Here is a 14,220-nt window from a genome sequence, read left to right on the forward strand (position 1 = left end):
GATCTCCAAGGAGAGGCGTCACATGACCAAACTCAATGAACTGAAGCCGCGCGAAGGCTCCACCAAGAACCGCATGCGCGTTGGCCGCGGTGAAGGTTCAGGCAAGGGCAAGACCGGCGGCCGCGGCGTCAAGGGCCAGAAGGCGCGCTCCGGCGTCGCCATCGCCGGCTTCGAAGGCGGCCAGATGCCGCTCCACATGCGCATGCCCAAGCGCGGGTTCAACAATCCCAACGCGCTCAAGTTCGCCGAGGTGAACTTCTGGCGTCTCGAGCAGGCGATCGCCGCCGGCAAGCTCGACGCCGGCAAGCCCATCGACGCCGCCGTGCTGATCGCCGCCGGCGTCGTGCGCCGTGAACTCGACGGTGTCCGCCTGCTGGGCAAGGGCGCCCTGACCTCCAAGCTCGACATCACCGTCCACTCGGCGTCCGCCGCGGCCAAGGCCGCGGTTGAAAAGGCCGGCGGCAAGATCACGACGACGGCTCCGGCCGCCGCCGAATCGGCCGAAGCCTAAGTCCGCCTGGGTCCGTCCCTCCCCAAGCCGGGGAGGGGGCGGCCACGCCAGATGACACCGCCGGTCGGACGCCCTATGTACGACCGGTCTTAAAGCTTCGGGGTACCCTATGGCTTCGGCCGCCGAACAGCTCGCCGCCAATATGAACTTCGGCGCCTTCGCCAAGGCGACGGAGCTCCACAAGCGTATCGGCTTCACCATCATGGCGATGGTGGTCTACCGGCTCGGGACCTACATCCCGATCCCGGGCATCGACATCAACGCCTTCTCCAACGCCTTCCAGGGCCAGTCCCAGGGCATCCTGGGCATGTTCAACATGTTCTCCGGCGGCGCCGTGGAGCGGATGGCGATCTTCGCCCTGAACGTCGGCCCCTACATCTCGGCCTCGATCATCGTGCAGCTGCTGGGGACGGTCTATCCGCCCTGGGAAAAGCTGCGCAAGGAAGGCGGGGAGGCGGGCCGCAAGACCCTGAACCAGTACACCCGCTACCTGACCGTGCTGCTGGCGCTGCTGCAGTCCTTCGGGATCGCGGTGGGGCTGCAGAACAGCCCCGGCCTGGTGAACAACCCCGGCGTCTTCTTCCTGGTCTCCACGGTCGTGACCCTGACGGGCGGCACCCTCTTCCTGATGTGGCTGGGCGAGCAGATCACCAGCCGCGGGGTCGGCAACGGCGTCTCGCTGATCATCTTCGCCGGCATTGTGGCCGTGCTGCCGCGCGGCATCTTCCAGATGTTCTCCATGACCCAGACCGGCGCCCTGCCAGGCGTCGCGCTCTTGCTGATCGCGGCGCTCGCCATCGCCGTGGTGCTGGTCATCGTCTTCATGGAACGCTCGCAGCGCCGGCTGTTGGTGCAGTATCCCAAGCGCCAGCAGGGCAACCGCATGTTCGGCGGCGACACCTCGTTCCTGCCCCTGAAGATCAACACCGCCGGCGTGATTCCGCCGATCTTCGCCTCGTCCCTGCTGTTGCTGCCGGCGACGGCCATGAGCTTCCTGGCCAGCGCCGACCTGCCGGCCTACCTGCAGTGGATGCCTGGCGTGGTGGGCGAGCTCCAGCACGGACGGCCAGCCTTCATGGTGCTCTACGGCGCCCTGATCGTGTTCTTCTGCTTCTTCTACACTTCGGTCGTGTTCAATCCGGAGGACACCGCGGAGAACCTGCGCAAGTACGGCGGCTTCCTGCCCGGCATCCGGCCCGGCAAGCGGACGGCGGAGTATCTGGACTTTGTCCTGACCCGCCTGACCGTGATCGGCGCGGCCTATATCACCGTCGTCTGCCTGCTGCCGGAGGCGTTGATCGCCTTCTACAACGCGCCCTTCTACCTGGGCGGCACCTCGCTCCTCATCGTGGTGAGCGTGACGATGGACACCGTGACTCAGATTCAGTCGCATCTTCTGGCCCACCAGTATGAAGGCCTGATCAAGAAGTCGAAGCTGCGCGGCGGACGCGGGCGCTAAAGCCCGCGCCGTCAATTGCGCCGGCCATGGGGATGGCCGGCGGGAGGGGACATTTAAGCTATGAATTTGATCCTGTTCGGCCCGCCGGCCGCCGGTAAGGGCACCCAGGCCAAGCGCCTGGTTGATGGCCGCAATATGGTCCAGCTATCCACCGGCGACATGCTGCGCGCCGCCATCGCCTCGGGCACCGAGCTCGGGAAGAAGGTGGCCGGCGTCATGGAGCGCGGGGAACTGGTGACCGACGAGATCGTCATCGCCCTGATCGAGGAACGCCTTCCCGAGACCGAGGCGGCCGGCGGCGCGATCTTTGACGGCTTCCCGCGGACCATCCCCCAGGCGAAGGCCCTGGACGAGATGCTGGCCAAGCGCGGCAAGAAGATCGACCTGGTGATCCGCCTGAAGGTGGATGACGCGGCCCTGACGCAACGGATCGCCGGCCGCTTCGCCGAGTCCGGCCGGCCCGACGACAATCCCGAAAGCTTTAAGGTCCGCCTGGCGGCCTACAACGCCAACACCGCGCCGCTGCTGCCCTATTACGAGGAGCAGAAGAAGCTGGTGGAAGTGGACGGCATGGGGGCCATCGAGATGGTCGCCAAGGCCATCGACAAGGCCCTCGACGCCCCACATTAGGGCGTCCGCGCGCCCCCAACCCAACATCGGCATTCGCGGGCCTGTCCCGAGGATCCAGCGCCGCCTGGCCAGCCATGGCGGGCGGCGTTTTGCGTTCTGGCCCTCCGTACCCGGAGATCTTCGGGGCGGGCGCCGGTTGAGGGACGGCCAGGCGATTCTTGCTGATTTCGCCGGGAAATCGATTCGAAATACAGCTTTCGCCCCCCGGCCTGCCCGCGCCGACTTGTTTTCGTCGCGAAAAGCGGGTGATCCTGGCGTCATTCTCCCATTGGGGCCTCAGGGGAGGGGTGCGGCGGCGCGCAACACCCGAAAGAAGGGCATTTTCCCGCGCTTCCGGCATTGACGGAAACGCAACTGTCCCTATAACGGGCCGCTTCCGCGAAACGCGCGAGGGACGTGCCGTATCCCATCTTGGGTCGGGGCGTTGTTCGCGCTTCTCTGCGTGACCAGGAGAATACCCCAAGTGGCCCGCATCGCCGGCGTAAACATTCCGACTAACAAGCGCGTCGTTATCGCGCTTCAGTACATCCATGGCATCGGCCAGGCGAAAGCCGCCGAGATCGTCCAGAAGGTTGGCATCGAAGACGCTCGTCGCGTCAACCAGCTGACGGACGCCGAGGTGCTGCAGATCCGTGAAGCCATCGACCGTGACTATACGGTTGAGGGCGACCTGCGTCGCGAGACGGCGGTCAACATCAAGCGTCTGATGGACCTGGCCTGCTATCGCGGCCTGCGTCACCGCAAGGGCCTGCCGGTCCGCGGCCAGCGCACCCACACGAACGCTCGGACCCGCAAGGGCCCGGCCAAGCCGATCGCCGGCAAGAAGAAGTAAGAAAGCTAGTCGATGGCCAAGGAACCGGCGCGCGTTAAACGTCGCGAACGCAAGAACATCACCTCGGGCGTGGCGCACGTGAACGCCTCGTTCAACAACACCATGATCACCATCACCGACGCCCAGGGGAACACCATCTCCTGGTCTTCCGCCGGCACGATGGGGTTCAAGGGCTCCCGGAAGTCCACCCCCTATGCGGCCCAGATGGCTGCCGAGGACGCGGGCAAGAAGGCCGCCGAACACGGCGTGAAGACCCTTGAAGTGAACGTTTCCGGTCCGGGTTCCGGCCGTGAATCGGCGCTTCGCGCGTTGCAGTCGGTGGGTATGACCATCACGACCATCCGCGACGTGACCCCGATTCCGCACAACGGTTGCCGCCCGCCCAAGCGTCGGCGCGTCTGAGTACCGAAGTACTGCTATCCCCCTTCGCCGGACCGCGTAAGCCGCGTCCGGCGATCCTGCGTTCGAGGGACACCTATCCGTGATCGAAAGAAACTGGAACGAGCTCATCCGTCCCGAGAAGCCGCTGATCGAGACCGGCGCCGACGCGAACCGCAAGGCGCGTCTGGTGGCCGAACCTCTCGAGCGCGGCTTTGGCGTGACCCTGGGCAACAGCCTGCGCCGCGTTCTTCTATCCTCGCTGCAAGGTGCCGCTGTGACGGCCGTGCAGATTGACGGCGTCGTGCATGAATTCTCCTCGCTGGAAGGCGTGCGGGAAGACGTGGTCGACATCGTGCTGAACATCAAGCAACTGGCCCTGCGCATGCACGCTGAGGGCCCCAAGCGCATGACCCTGCGCGCCACCGGTCCGGGCGTCGTGACCGCCGGCCAGATCGAGGCCGGGTCGGACATCGAGATCCTGAACCCCGACCACGTGCTCTGCACGCTGGACGATGGCGCCCAGGTGCGCATGGAGTTCACCGTGCACAACGGCAAGGGCTACGTCCCGGCCGAGCAGAACCGTCCGGAAGACGCCCCCATTGGCCTGATCGCCGTGGACAGCCTGTATTCCCCGGTCAAGCGCGTCGCCTATCGCGTCGAGCCGACCCGTCAGGGCCAAAGCCTCGACTACGACAAGCTGATCATGGAAGTGGAAACCAACGGCGCCATCTCGCCGGTGGACGCGGTGGCGTATGCCGCCCGCATCCTGCAAGACCAGCTGCAGATCTTCATCACCTTCGAAGAGCCGAAGAAGAAGGTCGAAGGCGAAGCCAAGCCGGAACTGCCGTTCAACCCGGCGCTGCTGAAGAAGGTCGACGAGCTGGAGCTTTCGGTCCGTTCGGCCAACTGCCTGAAGAACGACAACATCGTCTATATCGGCGACCTGATCCAGAAGACCGAGGCGGAGATGCTCCGCACGCCGAACTTCGGGCGCAAGTCGCTGAACGAGATCAAGGAAGTGCTCGCGGGCATGAACCTGCATCTCGGCATGGACGTGCCCAACTGGCCGCCGGAAAACATCGAAGAGCTGGCCAAGAAGTTCGAAGACCAGATGTAAGAAAGACGTGCGGTCGGGCTCTTGGCCCGCCGCATATCGCGCTGACTTCAGGCCGCTTTAGGGCGGTACGGGCCTGATGAAACCGCAACCGCGGTGGAAGGCTCCGGCGCCTCGTGTTGACCCAGGCGGGAGTAGGCTGGGATTTGATCAGACAAGGGCGACCTTCCGGAAATCGGGGGCGTCCAGCGGGCCAGACGGTCCAGGAGATATGAGATGCGCCACGGCAAAGCCCACCGCAAACTGGGTCGGACCTCCGCCCACCGCACCGCGATGTTCGCCAACATGGCGGCGAGCCTGATCAAGCACGAGCAGATCGTGACCACCCTGCCCAAGGCCAAGGAACTCCGCCCCGTGGTGGAGAAGCTGGTGACGCTGGCCAAGCGCGGCGACCTGCACGCGCGGCGTCAGGCCATCAGCAAGGTCCGCGACGTCGAACAGGTCGGCAAGCTCTTCGCCGTGATCGGCCCGCGCTACAAGGCCCGTAGCGGCGGCTATATCCGCGTCCTGAAGGCCGGCTTCCGTTACGGCGACAACGCGCCCCTGGCGGTGATCGAGTTCGTCGACCGCGATCCGTCGGAAAAGGGCAAGGACTCCGGCCCGGTGCAGGAAAATTCCTTCACCGAGGACTGAGCCTAGAGCCCTTTCCGATCTGACTGCTTCAATCAGATCGGATGAAAAGGGCTCTAATTCAAAAAGTTACAGCATTTTTCGATCCGATAACCGTTTCACACTTATCGGAAAATGCTCTAGCGGCCCTCCAGATTACAGAAGCCCCGGACAGCGATGTCCGGGGCTTTTGCGTATCAGGGCTGTCGCCGGTGTTCAGGGCGGAATGGCTGTCATCTGTCGGCGATAGGGTGGATCCATGCGCCATCTCCTGACCCTCGTCGCTTCAGCCCTCCTGCTGGCCGTCCCCGTCGTCTCCGCCCAGGCCGCCGAAAAGGCCCTGGTGATCCTGGTCTCCATGGACGGGTTCCGGGCCGACTACCTGGATCGGGGGATCACGCCGAACCTGTCGCGACTGGCGGCCGAAGGGGCGCGGGGGACGGTGCGGCCGTCCTTCCCGTCCAAGACCTTCCCCAACCACTACAGCCTGGTCACCGGTCTGCGGCCCGACCGCCACGGGATCGTCGACAACACCATGCGCGACCCGGCCATTCCCGGGGTGGTCTTCAAGATGTCCGACAAGGCCGCGGTGACCGACCCCCGCTGGTGGAACGACGGCACGCCGCTGTGGGTCAGCGCCGAGCGGGCCGGACTGAAGTCCGCGACCCTATTCTGGCCCGGCTCGGAGGCCGACATCCAGGGGGTGCGGCCGAGCTATTGGCGCCCCTTCGACCAGTCCCTGCCGCCCGAGGCGCGCGTGGATCAGGTTCTGGCCTGGCTGGACTTGCCACAGGCCGAGCGACCGGCCTTCGTCACCCTCTATTTCGACGAGACCGATACCGCCGGCCATCACCACGGCCCCGACTCGGCGCTCCTGAACGCCGCTGTCACTCGCACTGACGCCGCGATCGGCCGACTGGTGGCGGGCCTCGCGGCCCGGGGTCTGGCGGCCAACCTGGTGATCACCGCCGACCACGGAATGGCGGCCACTTCGCCCGAGCGCGCCATCTATCTGGAGGACATCGTGGCACCCGACGCCGGCGAGCGCCTGGGGATGGGCGCCTTCATGACCATGACCCCGGCCCCCGGCCGCGAGGCCGAGGTGGAGAAGGCGCTGCTGAAGCGACACAAGCACATGACCTGTTGGGCGAGGGGCAAGTTTCCCGCGCGCTTGCACTACGGCCACCATCGCCGGGTTCCGCCGATCTTCTGCCTGGCGCAGACCGGCTGGGAGATCACGACCCGCGACTGGGTGGCCAAGCGTCCGATCGGCGGCGGCAATCATGGCTTTGATCCCCATGCGCCGGAGATGACCGCCGTTTTTGTGGCGCACGGTCCCCGCATCCGGCGTGGGGTGAAGCTGCGCACGGCGGACAATGTCGATGTCTATCCTCTGCTGGCGCACCTGTTGGGGGTGGCGCCGGAGGAGACCGATGGCGCGCTCTCGCGGCTGCAGCGGGCGCTTGACAGATAATTGCGAAAATATAGAAATATTCCGGAGAGAAGAACATAACTCCGGGAGGCCATCATGCGCCGAGCCGCCTTCAGTCCCACGGTCGTCTATCGCGATCCCAAGACGGCCCTTGATTGGCTGGCCACGGCCTTCGGCTTTGAGGTCAGCCTGTTGCTGACCGACGCAGAGGGTAATGTCGCCCATGCGGAGATGAGCTTCCACGACTGTCCCATCGGGGTGGCCGGCGAGTGGGCCGGGCCTCAGCTGGGCGGGGCGCGCATGCGCAGCCCGGCCTCGCTGGAGGGGCAGGGGACGCAGTTCATCTGGGTGATCCTGGAGAGTGGGCTGGATCAGCATTGCGAGACCGCCAGGGCCGCGGGCGCGAGGATCACCGAGGAGCCCGCCGACCAGTTCTATGGCGCACGGTCCTACCGGGCCATGGACCCCGAGGGGCACGTCTGGAGCTTCCGCCAGGACCTGGAGAAGGTCCCGACCGCGCAGATGGAGGCCGCGACCGGCCTGACCTTCCAGGTGGGAGGCTGAGATGCGTCCCGCCATCAGCCCCGTCATCTGGTACCGCGACCCCCGGGCGGCGCTCGCCTGGCTGGAAAAGGCCTTCGGCTTTGAAACCACCCTGGTTGTGGACGACGGGCAGGGCGGGGTGATGCATTCCGAGACCAGCCTCGAAGGCGGGCTGGTGATGGTGGTCGGTCCGCCGCGCGACAAGGCCACGACCCCGATCGCTTTCGGCGGCCGCGCCACGCAATCGGTCCATGTGCAGCTGGGCGAGGGGCTCGACGCCCACTGCGCGCGGGCGCGGGCGGCGGGCGCGCGCATCCAGCGCGAGCCCGAAACCCAGCCCTATGGCGACCGGGTCTATACCTGCCTCGATCTCGAGGACCATCCCTGGTCCTTTGGCCAGACCGTGGCGGCGCCGAGCCTCGACGAGGTGGCCAAGGCCACCGGCCACGACATCACCACTTCACTTTAGGAGCACGACCATGGCGCGGATGAGTTCGGCCCTGTTCTACCAGGACCCCAGGGCGGCCATCGACTGGCTGCAGGAGGCCTTCGGCTTCGAGCTGACCATGCTGCTGGAGGACGCTGACGGCGGCGTCGCCCACTCGCAGCTGAGCTTCGGCGACAGCATGGTGATGATCGGCACGGAATGGACGGAGGACCACAAGAGCCCCAGGTCCATCGGCGGCAAGAACACCCAGACGGTCAGCATCCAGATCGACGACGACATCGACGCCCACTGCGCGCGGGCCCGCGCGGCCGGCGCGGAGATCCATGCGGAGCCCGAGACCCAGTTCTATGGCGACCGCACCTATCGCTGCCGCGATCCCGAGGGGCACATCTGGAACGTGTCGCAGACCGTCCAGGTTGTGAGCCGCGAGGAGGCCGAGGCGGCCAGCGGGCTCAAGATCACGGGCTGGGTCTGACTTGGCCGCGACCGCCGCCCTCGACCGGACGCTCGCGGCCCTGGCCGACCCCTACCGCCGCCAGGTGGTGGATCTGCTGAGCCAGCGGCCCCGGCAGGCCGGGGAACTGGCCCGGGAGGTCGGCCTGCCCGGTCCCGCCATGAGCCGGCACCTGCGCACCCTGCGCGAGAGCGGCCTGGTGGAAGAGTCCCATCCCCCCTTCGATGCGCGGGTGCGCATCTATGCCCTGAGGCCAGAACCCATGGTGCATCTGCTGCGCTGGCTGGAGGAGAGCGAGCGGCTGTGGAGCGAACAGCTGATCGCCTTCAAGGCCCATGTCGAGAAAGCCCCGTGACGTCGAAGGTGTTTGTCGCCCTGCGGGTCAAGGCGACGCCGGAGCGGGCGTTCGAGGCCTTTGTCGGCGAGATCGGGATGTGGTGGAAACCCAACCCGCTGTTTCAGACGACACCCAGGGCGCCAGGTGTGCTGGCTTTTGAACCCGGGGAGGGCGGCCGGCTGACGGAGACGCTCGCCAGTGGCAAGGTGTTCGAGATCGGTCGGATCACCGCCTGGGAGCCGCCGCACCGGCTGGAGTTCTCCTGGCGGCAGGCGAACTTCCCGCTGGAGCTCAAGACCCAGGTCGAGGTGCGGTTCGAGGCGGTGGGCGACGAGACGCGGGTGAGCATCGAGCATCGCGGCTTCGACCAGGTGCCGGGCGAGAGCGCTGCGCGGCACGGCTTCCCGGACCAGGCGCTGCTGATGCGGCTGGCGGAATACTGGCAGGCGCAGCTGGCCTCACTGCGGACCGCGGCGACCTAACGCGCTTGAACGCGTTCCGGTTTTGTTTCAGATTGGGCTGGTGGAGACGCATATGAGCGACGCAACACCCACGGCCGGTGGCCGCAAGGCCGCCTTCAGCTTCGTCTTCGTCTGCGCCCTGATGAACGCGGTGTCGTTCGGGATCATGATCCCGGTGCTGCCCAACCTGATCAAGAGTTTCACCGGCGGCGACACGGCCGAGGCCGCTCTGTGGAATGTGATCTTTGGCTGCGTCTGGGGGATCATGCAGCTGTTTTGCGGGCCGATCCTGGGGATGCTGAGCGACCGGATTGGGCGTCGTCCGGTCCTGCTGATCTCGCTATTTGGCCTGGCTGTGGACTTCATGTTCATGGCCTTCGCCCCCAACCTGGCCTGGCTGTTCGTCGGCCGGGTGCTGAACGGGCTGACGGCCGCCAGCTTCTCCACCGCCAACGCCTATGTGGCCGACGTCACGCTGCCGCAGGACCGGGCCAAGGCCTTCGGCTGGATGGGCTCGGCCTTCTCCTTCGGCTTCCTGGTGGGGCCGGCCCTGGGAGGATTCCTGGCGGAGTTCGACCTGCGGCTGCCGTTCCTGGTGGCCGGGGCCCTGACGGCGCTCAACTGGCTCTACGGCTATTTCGTGCTGCCGGAATCCCTGCCGGTGGAGAAGCGCACCACCAGCTTCGACTGGAAGCGCGCCAATCCGCTGGGGTCGCTGGCCTTCCTGCGGGCGCACGGCGATCTGCTGGGCCTGGCCGGGGTCGGCTTCCTGTTCCAGCTGGCCCACACCGTCCTGCCGTCGATTTTCGTGCTCTATTCCGGCTACCGCTATGGCTGGAGCCCGGGGATCATCGGCCTGACCATGATGGCGACGGGGCTGCTGGGGGTGGGCGTGCAGACCCTGCTGGTGGGGCCGGTGGTGGCCAGGATCGGCGAGCGCGGCGCGCTGCTGCTTGGGGCGGCGGGGGGGTGCCTGGGCTTCGCCCTGTATGGCTTCGCCCCCACCGGCTGGTTCTATATCGCCTCGGCGCCGGTGTTCGCCCTGCTGAGCTTCATGCAGCCCGGGCTACAGGGGCTGATGACCCGTCGGATCGGGCCCACCCACCAAGGCCAGCTCCAGGGCGCCAACCAGAGCCTGCAGGGCATCTCCTCGGTGATTGGGCCAATCATGTTTGGCCTGATCTTCGCCTGGTCGATCGAGCGCGCCGAAATTCTGCACGCACCGGGATTGGCGATCTATCTGGCGTCATTCCTGATGCTGCTGGCCTTCGTGCTTGCGCTTCGCGTGGCCCGCGCGACAAGCGACGAGCCGCCAGCTTGACGGAACCTGTCACACCTCTACCTTAGGGTGATCATGGCGACGATGCAGACAGAGACGATGAGGGGCTAGGCGGCGCCCGGCCGCACTGGCCGGAGCCTGTTCGCCTCGCGACCGTCCTTCCCCGACCGCCCCGGCGGCCGGCGCTTTGAGATATCTCATGACTTTGCCAATCGACCCCAGCCCCCATACGGGGGCGCCCGCGTCCGCAGCCGTCCGCAAGGCCGGCCTGCCGTTCATCGCCATCACCATCTGCCTGGACGTGGTCAGCCACACCATGGTGTTCCCGGTCCTGCCCCGGCTGGTGGAGGAGATGGTGGGGGGCGAGGTCTCCTCGGCCGCCCGCTGGGTGGGCGTGCTGGTGGCCGCCTGGTCGGTGGCGCAGTTCTTCGCCGCCCCGGTGATTGGCATGCTGAGCGACCGGTTCGGCCGCCGGCCGGTGATCCTGATCTCGATCTTCGGCCTCTCCATCGATCTCGCCATCATGGCGCTCGCCCCGACCCTGGCCTGGCTGCTGATCGGGCGGATCCTGTGTGGCCTGACGGCCGGGGCGCAGGGGGCTGCCATGGCCTATGTGGCCGACATTACCCCGCAGGAGGAGCGGGCCAAGAGTTATGGCTGGCTCAACGCCGCGGCCTGGACCGGGGTTATCCTCGGCCCAGCCCTGGGCGGCCTCCTGGGCGCCTGGGATCCTCGGGCGCCGTTCTGGGCGGCGGCCGCCGTCGCCCTGGCAAATGGGGTCTATGGCCTGATCGTGCTGCCGGAGTCCCTGCCGAAGGAACGCCGGGCGCCGATGCGCTGGGCCAACGCCAATCCGGTGGGCTCGCTCAGCCTGGTGTTCTCCCGGCCGGGCCTGCCGATGCTGGCGCTCATCCTACTGCTGCTGTGGTTCGCCATGCACGCCATGAACAGCGTCTTCGTCCTCTACACCGCCCACCGCTACCGGTGGGACCCGATGGCGCTGGGGATCTTCTGCAGCGCGCTGGGGGCGGTGAACATCGTGGTCACCAGCCAGCTCACCGGCCGCTCGGTGAAGTGGCTGGGGGAGCGCAAGGTGCTGATCGGGGGGCTTGCGCTGCAGGTGATCGGCTTCACCGCCGTGGGGCTGTCGCCCACGGGCTTCTGGTTCTGGATCGCCAATCTGCCCATGGCGCTCTCCAATGTCGCCGGTCCCGCCCTGCAGGCCATGATGACCGCCAAGGTCGATCCCGACGAGCAGGGGCGGCTGCAGGGGGCGATGATGGGGGTCGGCAGCCTGACCGGCCTGTTCGGGCCAATCGCCTTCACCCAGGTCTTCGCGCTCGCTGTCGCGGCGGGAAGGGGGCCTGGCTGGTCGGGCCTGACCATACTGGCCGGCGCGGCCCTGACCCTGGTGGCCTGGAGCCTGGCCCTGGCCTTCGCCCGCGATGTCCCGCCCCAGGCCAAGACCGAGGACTTGCCAAGCGGCGCGGGAGCGGTAGGCTGACCCCATGATCGCATTCGAGAAGACCAGGGCCTAGGACGCGGGCGGAGGTTGACCAGCCTCCGGCGCTGCAGTCCTCGCAACCGGCTTAACGCCGGGCCCTTCGTCATGCCGGCAGGCGCCGGAACCTCGAGGCAACCATGCCCCATCGCACCCGCCGCGCGGCGCTGATCTTCGTCGCGATCACCATCTTCCTGGACTATTCCGCTCAATCGATCTCCTTCCCCGTCCTGCCGCGTCTGGCCCAGGAGCTGGTGGGCGGCGACCCGGCCACCGCCGCCCGCTGGGTCGGTTTCCTGGAGGTGGGATGGGCCATCCCGCAGTTCCTGGCAGCGCCGTTCCTCGGGATGCTGAGCGACCGCTTCGGCCGCCGGCCGGTGATCCTGATCTCGGTGTTCGGGGTCGGGGCCGAGCTGGTGATGGGCGCGCTCGCGCCCACCGTCGGCTGGCTGATGGCCGCGCGCATCTTGTGCGGCCTGACCTGCGGGGCCCAGGCCGCGGCCATGGCCTATGTGGCCGACGTGACGCCGCCGGAGGAGCGCACCAAGGCCTATGGCTGGATGACCGCGGCCTTGTGGAGCGGGATCATCATGGGTCCTGCGATCGGCGGCCTGCTGGCCATGCACGATATCCGCGCGCCGTTCTGGGCCGCCGCCGCCGTGGCCTTCGTCGGCGGGATCTACGGCGTCTTCGTCCTGCCGGAGTCCCTGCCCAAGGAGAAGCGCGCGCCCATCCGCTGGGCCAAGGCCAACCCCTGGGGGGCGGTCGACCTGCTGGTCCAGAGAAAGGGCCTGCTGGTGCTGGGGATCGCCCTGCTGCTGATCTGGCTGGCCTTCCAGGCCAAGGACAACCTGCTGGTGCTCTACACCGCCCACCGCTACGGCTGGAGTCCGCTGGACTTCGGGATCTTCTGCAGCGCCCTGGCGGTCGCCAGCATCGCGGTGCAGACGGGCCTGACCGGGCGGATCGCCAAGGCCCTTGGCGACAAGCGCACGGTGCTGCTGGGCCTGGCCCTGGAGGTCACGGGCTTCTTCGCCGTGGGGCTCGCCCCGACCGGGGTCTGGTTCTGGATCGCCAACCTGCCCATCGTGCTGGGCAGCATGGCCACGCCGGCCCTGCAGTCCCTGATGAGCGCCAAGGTGGGCGATGAGGAGCAGGGGCGGCTGCAGGGGGCCATGGGGTCTATCGCCAGCCTGACCAGTATCGCCGCCCCCATCGCGGTGACCCAGGTGTTCGCCGCCACCCTGACCTGGGGGGAGGCCTGGTCTGGCCTGACCATCCTTATCGGCGGCGTCTTGAGCCTGGTGGCCTGGATACTTGTCCTGGTTTTTGCGAGGCCTGTTCCGCCGGAACCGAAGTCAGCCTAGATGGCCGGAGATGACCGGCAGCCGGTCATCTCCTATCTTTTGTTTGGAGCGCGATGCTCGCCGAAACCGGCGGCCACTTTCGGCTATCGCGCTCCGCCATCAATGCGCCTGAAACCTCGTCAAAGTCCGGCGACGTTTCCCCGCTCGGAGAGCCCATGCGAGCCTATCGCGTCCTGATCCCCTTCGTGGCCCTGTTGGCCGCCTGTTCCGACCCCTCGGCCAAGTCCAAGGCCCAGATCCCGCAGCTGGTCCAGCCGACCCGCGCGGCGCCCGGCGACTCCATGACCATGAAGATGTCCTTCGCCCCGGTCGTTAAGCGCGCCGCGCCGGCGGTGGTGAACATCTCGTCCAAGCGGCTGGTGCGTCAGCAGTCCGACCCGTTCTGGCAGATGTTCGGCATGGGGGCGCCGCGCGAGCGGATCGAGGGCTCCCTGGGTTCGGGGGTCATCGTGCGCAGCGACGGGGTGATCATCACCAACAATCACGTGGTGCAGGGCGGGCAGGAGATCACCGTGGCCCTGGCCGATCGGCGCGAGTTCCCCGCCAAGCTGCTGCTGGCCGACCCGCGCACCGACCTGGCGGTGCTGAAGATCGATGTCGGGTCCGAGCGCCTGCCGGTCCTGCCGATCGACGACACCGGCGAGGCCCAGGTAGGCGACCTGGTGCTGGCCATCGGCGACCCCTTTGGAGTCGGCCAGACGGTGACCAACGGTATCATCTCGGCTCTGAACCGCACCGCCGACCCCAATGGCGACGCCGCCAACGCCTATATCCAGACCGACGCAGCGATCAATCCGGGCAATTCGGGTGGCGCCCTGGTGGACATGGACGGCGACCTGATCGGGGTGAACAGCTTCATCCT

General features: G+C 67.1%; 17 protein-coding genes. All 17 read left to right on the plus strand.

All coding sequences use genetic code 11. From position 1 onward, the window contains the following. The first annotated feature begins 22 nt into the window (after positions 1-22). Positions 23-511 (plus strand): 50S ribosomal protein L15, encoded by a 489-nt coding sequence (rplO, locus tag RMO97_RS00495; RefSeq protein WP_310538611.1) that lies wholly within the window; start codon positions 23-25, stop codon positions 509-511. A 109-nt stretch (positions 512-620) separates the two neighbouring features. After that, complete coding sequence (gene secY, locus RMO97_RS00500) at positions 621-1,970, plus strand: preprotein translocase subunit SecY (RefSeq protein ID WP_310538612.1); 1,350 nt, start codon at positions 621-623, stop codon at positions 1,968-1,970. 60 nt (positions 1,971-2,030) lie between these two features. Next, on the plus strand, positions 2,031-2,600 hold the full coding sequence (locus RMO97_RS00505; RefSeq protein ID WP_310538613.1) for an adenylate kinase: 570 nt from the start codon (positions 2,031-2,033) through the stop codon (positions 2,598-2,600). 463 nt (positions 2,601-3,063) lie between these two features. Beyond that, entirely contained in the window at positions 3,064-3,432 is a 369-nt protein-coding gene (gene rpsM, locus RMO97_RS00510; RefSeq protein WP_215340948.1) for a 30S ribosomal protein S13, read from the plus strand. A 12-nt stretch (positions 3,433-3,444) separates the two neighbouring features. Beyond that, entirely contained in the window at positions 3,445-3,834 is a 390-nt protein-coding gene (rpsK, locus tag RMO97_RS00515; RefSeq protein WP_215340947.1) for a 30S ribosomal protein S11, read from the plus strand. 79 nt (positions 3,835-3,913) lie between these two features. Continuing rightward, positions 3,914-4,930 (plus strand): DNA-directed RNA polymerase subunit alpha, encoded by a 1,017-nt coding sequence (locus RMO97_RS00520; protein ID WP_310538614.1) that lies wholly within the window; start codon positions 3,914-3,916, stop codon positions 4,928-4,930. A 213-nt stretch (positions 4,931-5,143) separates the two neighbouring features. After that, a complete protein-coding gene (gene rplQ, locus RMO97_RS00525; RefSeq protein WP_310538615.1) occupies positions 5,144-5,560 on the plus strand; it encodes a 50S ribosomal protein L17 in 417 nt (138 codons plus the stop codon). Positions 5,561-5,795: 235 nt separating this feature from the next. Continuing rightward, positions 5,796-7,010 carry an ectonucleotide pyrophosphatase/phosphodiesterase gene (locus RMO97_RS00530; RefSeq protein ID WP_310538616.1) on the plus strand — a complete coding sequence of 405 codons (1,215 nt, stop codon included), beginning with the start codon at positions 5,796-5,798 and terminating at the stop codon, positions 7,008-7,010. A 54-nt stretch (positions 7,011-7,064) separates the two neighbouring features. After that, a complete protein-coding gene (locus RMO97_RS00535) occupies positions 7,065-7,532 on the plus strand; it encodes a VOC family protein (RefSeq protein WP_310538617.1) in 468 nt (155 codons plus the stop codon). A 1-nt stretch (position 7,533) separates the two neighbouring features. Then, positions 7,534-7,980, plus strand: a complete 447-nt coding sequence (locus tag RMO97_RS00540) for a VOC family protein (protein WP_310538618.1) — start codon at positions 7,534-7,536, stop codon at positions 7,978-7,980. A 10-nt stretch (positions 7,981-7,990) separates the two neighbouring features. Further along, positions 7,991-8,434, plus strand: coding sequence for a VOC family protein (locus RMO97_RS00545; RefSeq protein ID WP_310538619.1), 444 nt, complete (start codon positions 7,991-7,993; stop codon positions 8,432-8,434). A 1-nt stretch (position 8,435) separates the two neighbouring features. Further along, entirely contained in the window at positions 8,436-8,768 is a 333-nt protein-coding gene (locus tag RMO97_RS00550) for a metalloregulator ArsR/SmtB family transcription factor (protein WP_310538620.1), read from the plus strand. Further along, positions 8,765-9,232 carry an SRPBCC family protein gene (locus RMO97_RS00555; protein ID WP_310538621.1) on the plus strand — a complete coding sequence of 156 codons (468 nt, stop codon included), beginning with the start codon at positions 8,765-8,767 and terminating at the stop codon, positions 9,230-9,232. Before RMO97_RS00550 ends, RMO97_RS00555 begins: the two co-directional genes overlap by 4 nt. 52 nt (positions 9,233-9,284) lie before the next feature. Then, the gene (locus RMO97_RS00560; protein WP_310538622.1) at positions 9,285-10,532 is read left to right on the plus strand and encodes a TCR/Tet family MFS transporter; all 1,248 of its coding nucleotides are present in this window, start codon (positions 9,285-9,287) and stop codon (positions 10,530-10,532) included. Positions 10,533-10,689: 157 nt separating this feature from the next. Then, on the plus strand, positions 10,690-11,994 hold the full coding sequence (locus RMO97_RS00565; RefSeq protein ID WP_310538623.1) for an MFS transporter: 1,305 nt from the start codon (positions 10,690-10,692) through the stop codon (positions 11,992-11,994). Positions 11,995-12,131: 137 nt separating this feature from the next. Beyond that, the gene (locus RMO97_RS00570) at positions 12,132-13,358 is read left to right on the plus strand and encodes an MFS transporter (RefSeq protein WP_310538624.1); all 1,227 of its coding nucleotides are present in this window, start codon (positions 12,132-12,134) and stop codon (positions 13,356-13,358) included. Positions 13,359-13,513: 155 nt separating this feature from the next. Next, positions 13,514-14,220: trypsin-like peptidase domain-containing protein (locus RMO97_RS00575; RefSeq protein ID WP_310538625.1), on the plus strand; the 707-nt coding region annotated here is incomplete at its 3' end.

Origin of the sequence: Phenylobacterium sp., assembly GCF_031425575.1 — a bacterium.
Lineage (GTDB): Bacteria > Pseudomonadota > Alphaproteobacteria > Caulobacterales > Caulobacteraceae > Phenylobacterium.

Coding starts and splice junctions, on each gene's coding strand:
- RMO97_RS00530 (WP_310538616.1), top strand. CDS start 5,796: ATGCGCCATCTCCTGACCCTCGTCGCTTCAGCCCTCCTGCTGGCCGTC.
- rplQ (WP_310538615.1), top strand. CDS start 5,144: ATGCGCCACGGCAAAGCCCACCGCAAACTGGGTCGGACCTCCGCCCAC.
- RMO97_RS00535 (WP_310538617.1), top strand. CDS start 7,065: ATGCGCCGAGCCGCCTTCAGTCCCACGGTCGTCTATCGCGATCCCAAG.
- RMO97_RS00570 (WP_310538624.1), top strand. CDS start 12,132: ATGCCCCATCGCACCCGCCGCGCGGCGCTGATCTTCGTCGCGATCACC.
- rplO (WP_310538611.1), top strand. CDS start 23: ATGACCAAACTCAATGAACTGAAGCCGCGCGAAGGCTCCACCAAGAAC.
- RMO97_RS00565 (WP_310538623.1), top strand. CDS start 10,690: ATGACTTTGCCAATCGACCCCAGCCCCCATACGGGGGCGCCCGCGTCC.
- RMO97_RS00545 (WP_310538619.1), top strand. CDS start 7,991: ATGGCGCGGATGAGTTCGGCCCTGTTCTACCAGGACCCCAGGGCGGCC.
- rpsK (WP_215340947.1), top strand. CDS start 3,445: ATGGCCAAGGAACCGGCGCGCGTTAAACGTCGCGAACGCAAGAACATC.
- secY (WP_310538612.1), top strand. CDS start 621: ATGGCTTCGGCCGCCGAACAGCTCGCCGCCAATATGAACTTCGGCGCC.
- RMO97_RS00505 (WP_310538613.1), top strand. CDS start 2,031: ATGAATTTGATCCTGTTCGGCCCGCCGGCCGCCGGTAAGGGCACCCAG.
- RMO97_RS00540 (WP_310538618.1), top strand. CDS start 7,534: ATGCGTCCCGCCATCAGCCCCGTCATCTGGTACCGCGACCCCCGGGCG.
- RMO97_RS00560 (WP_310538622.1), top strand. CDS start 9,285: ATGAGCGACGCAACACCCACGGCCGGTGGCCGCAAGGCCGCCTTCAGC.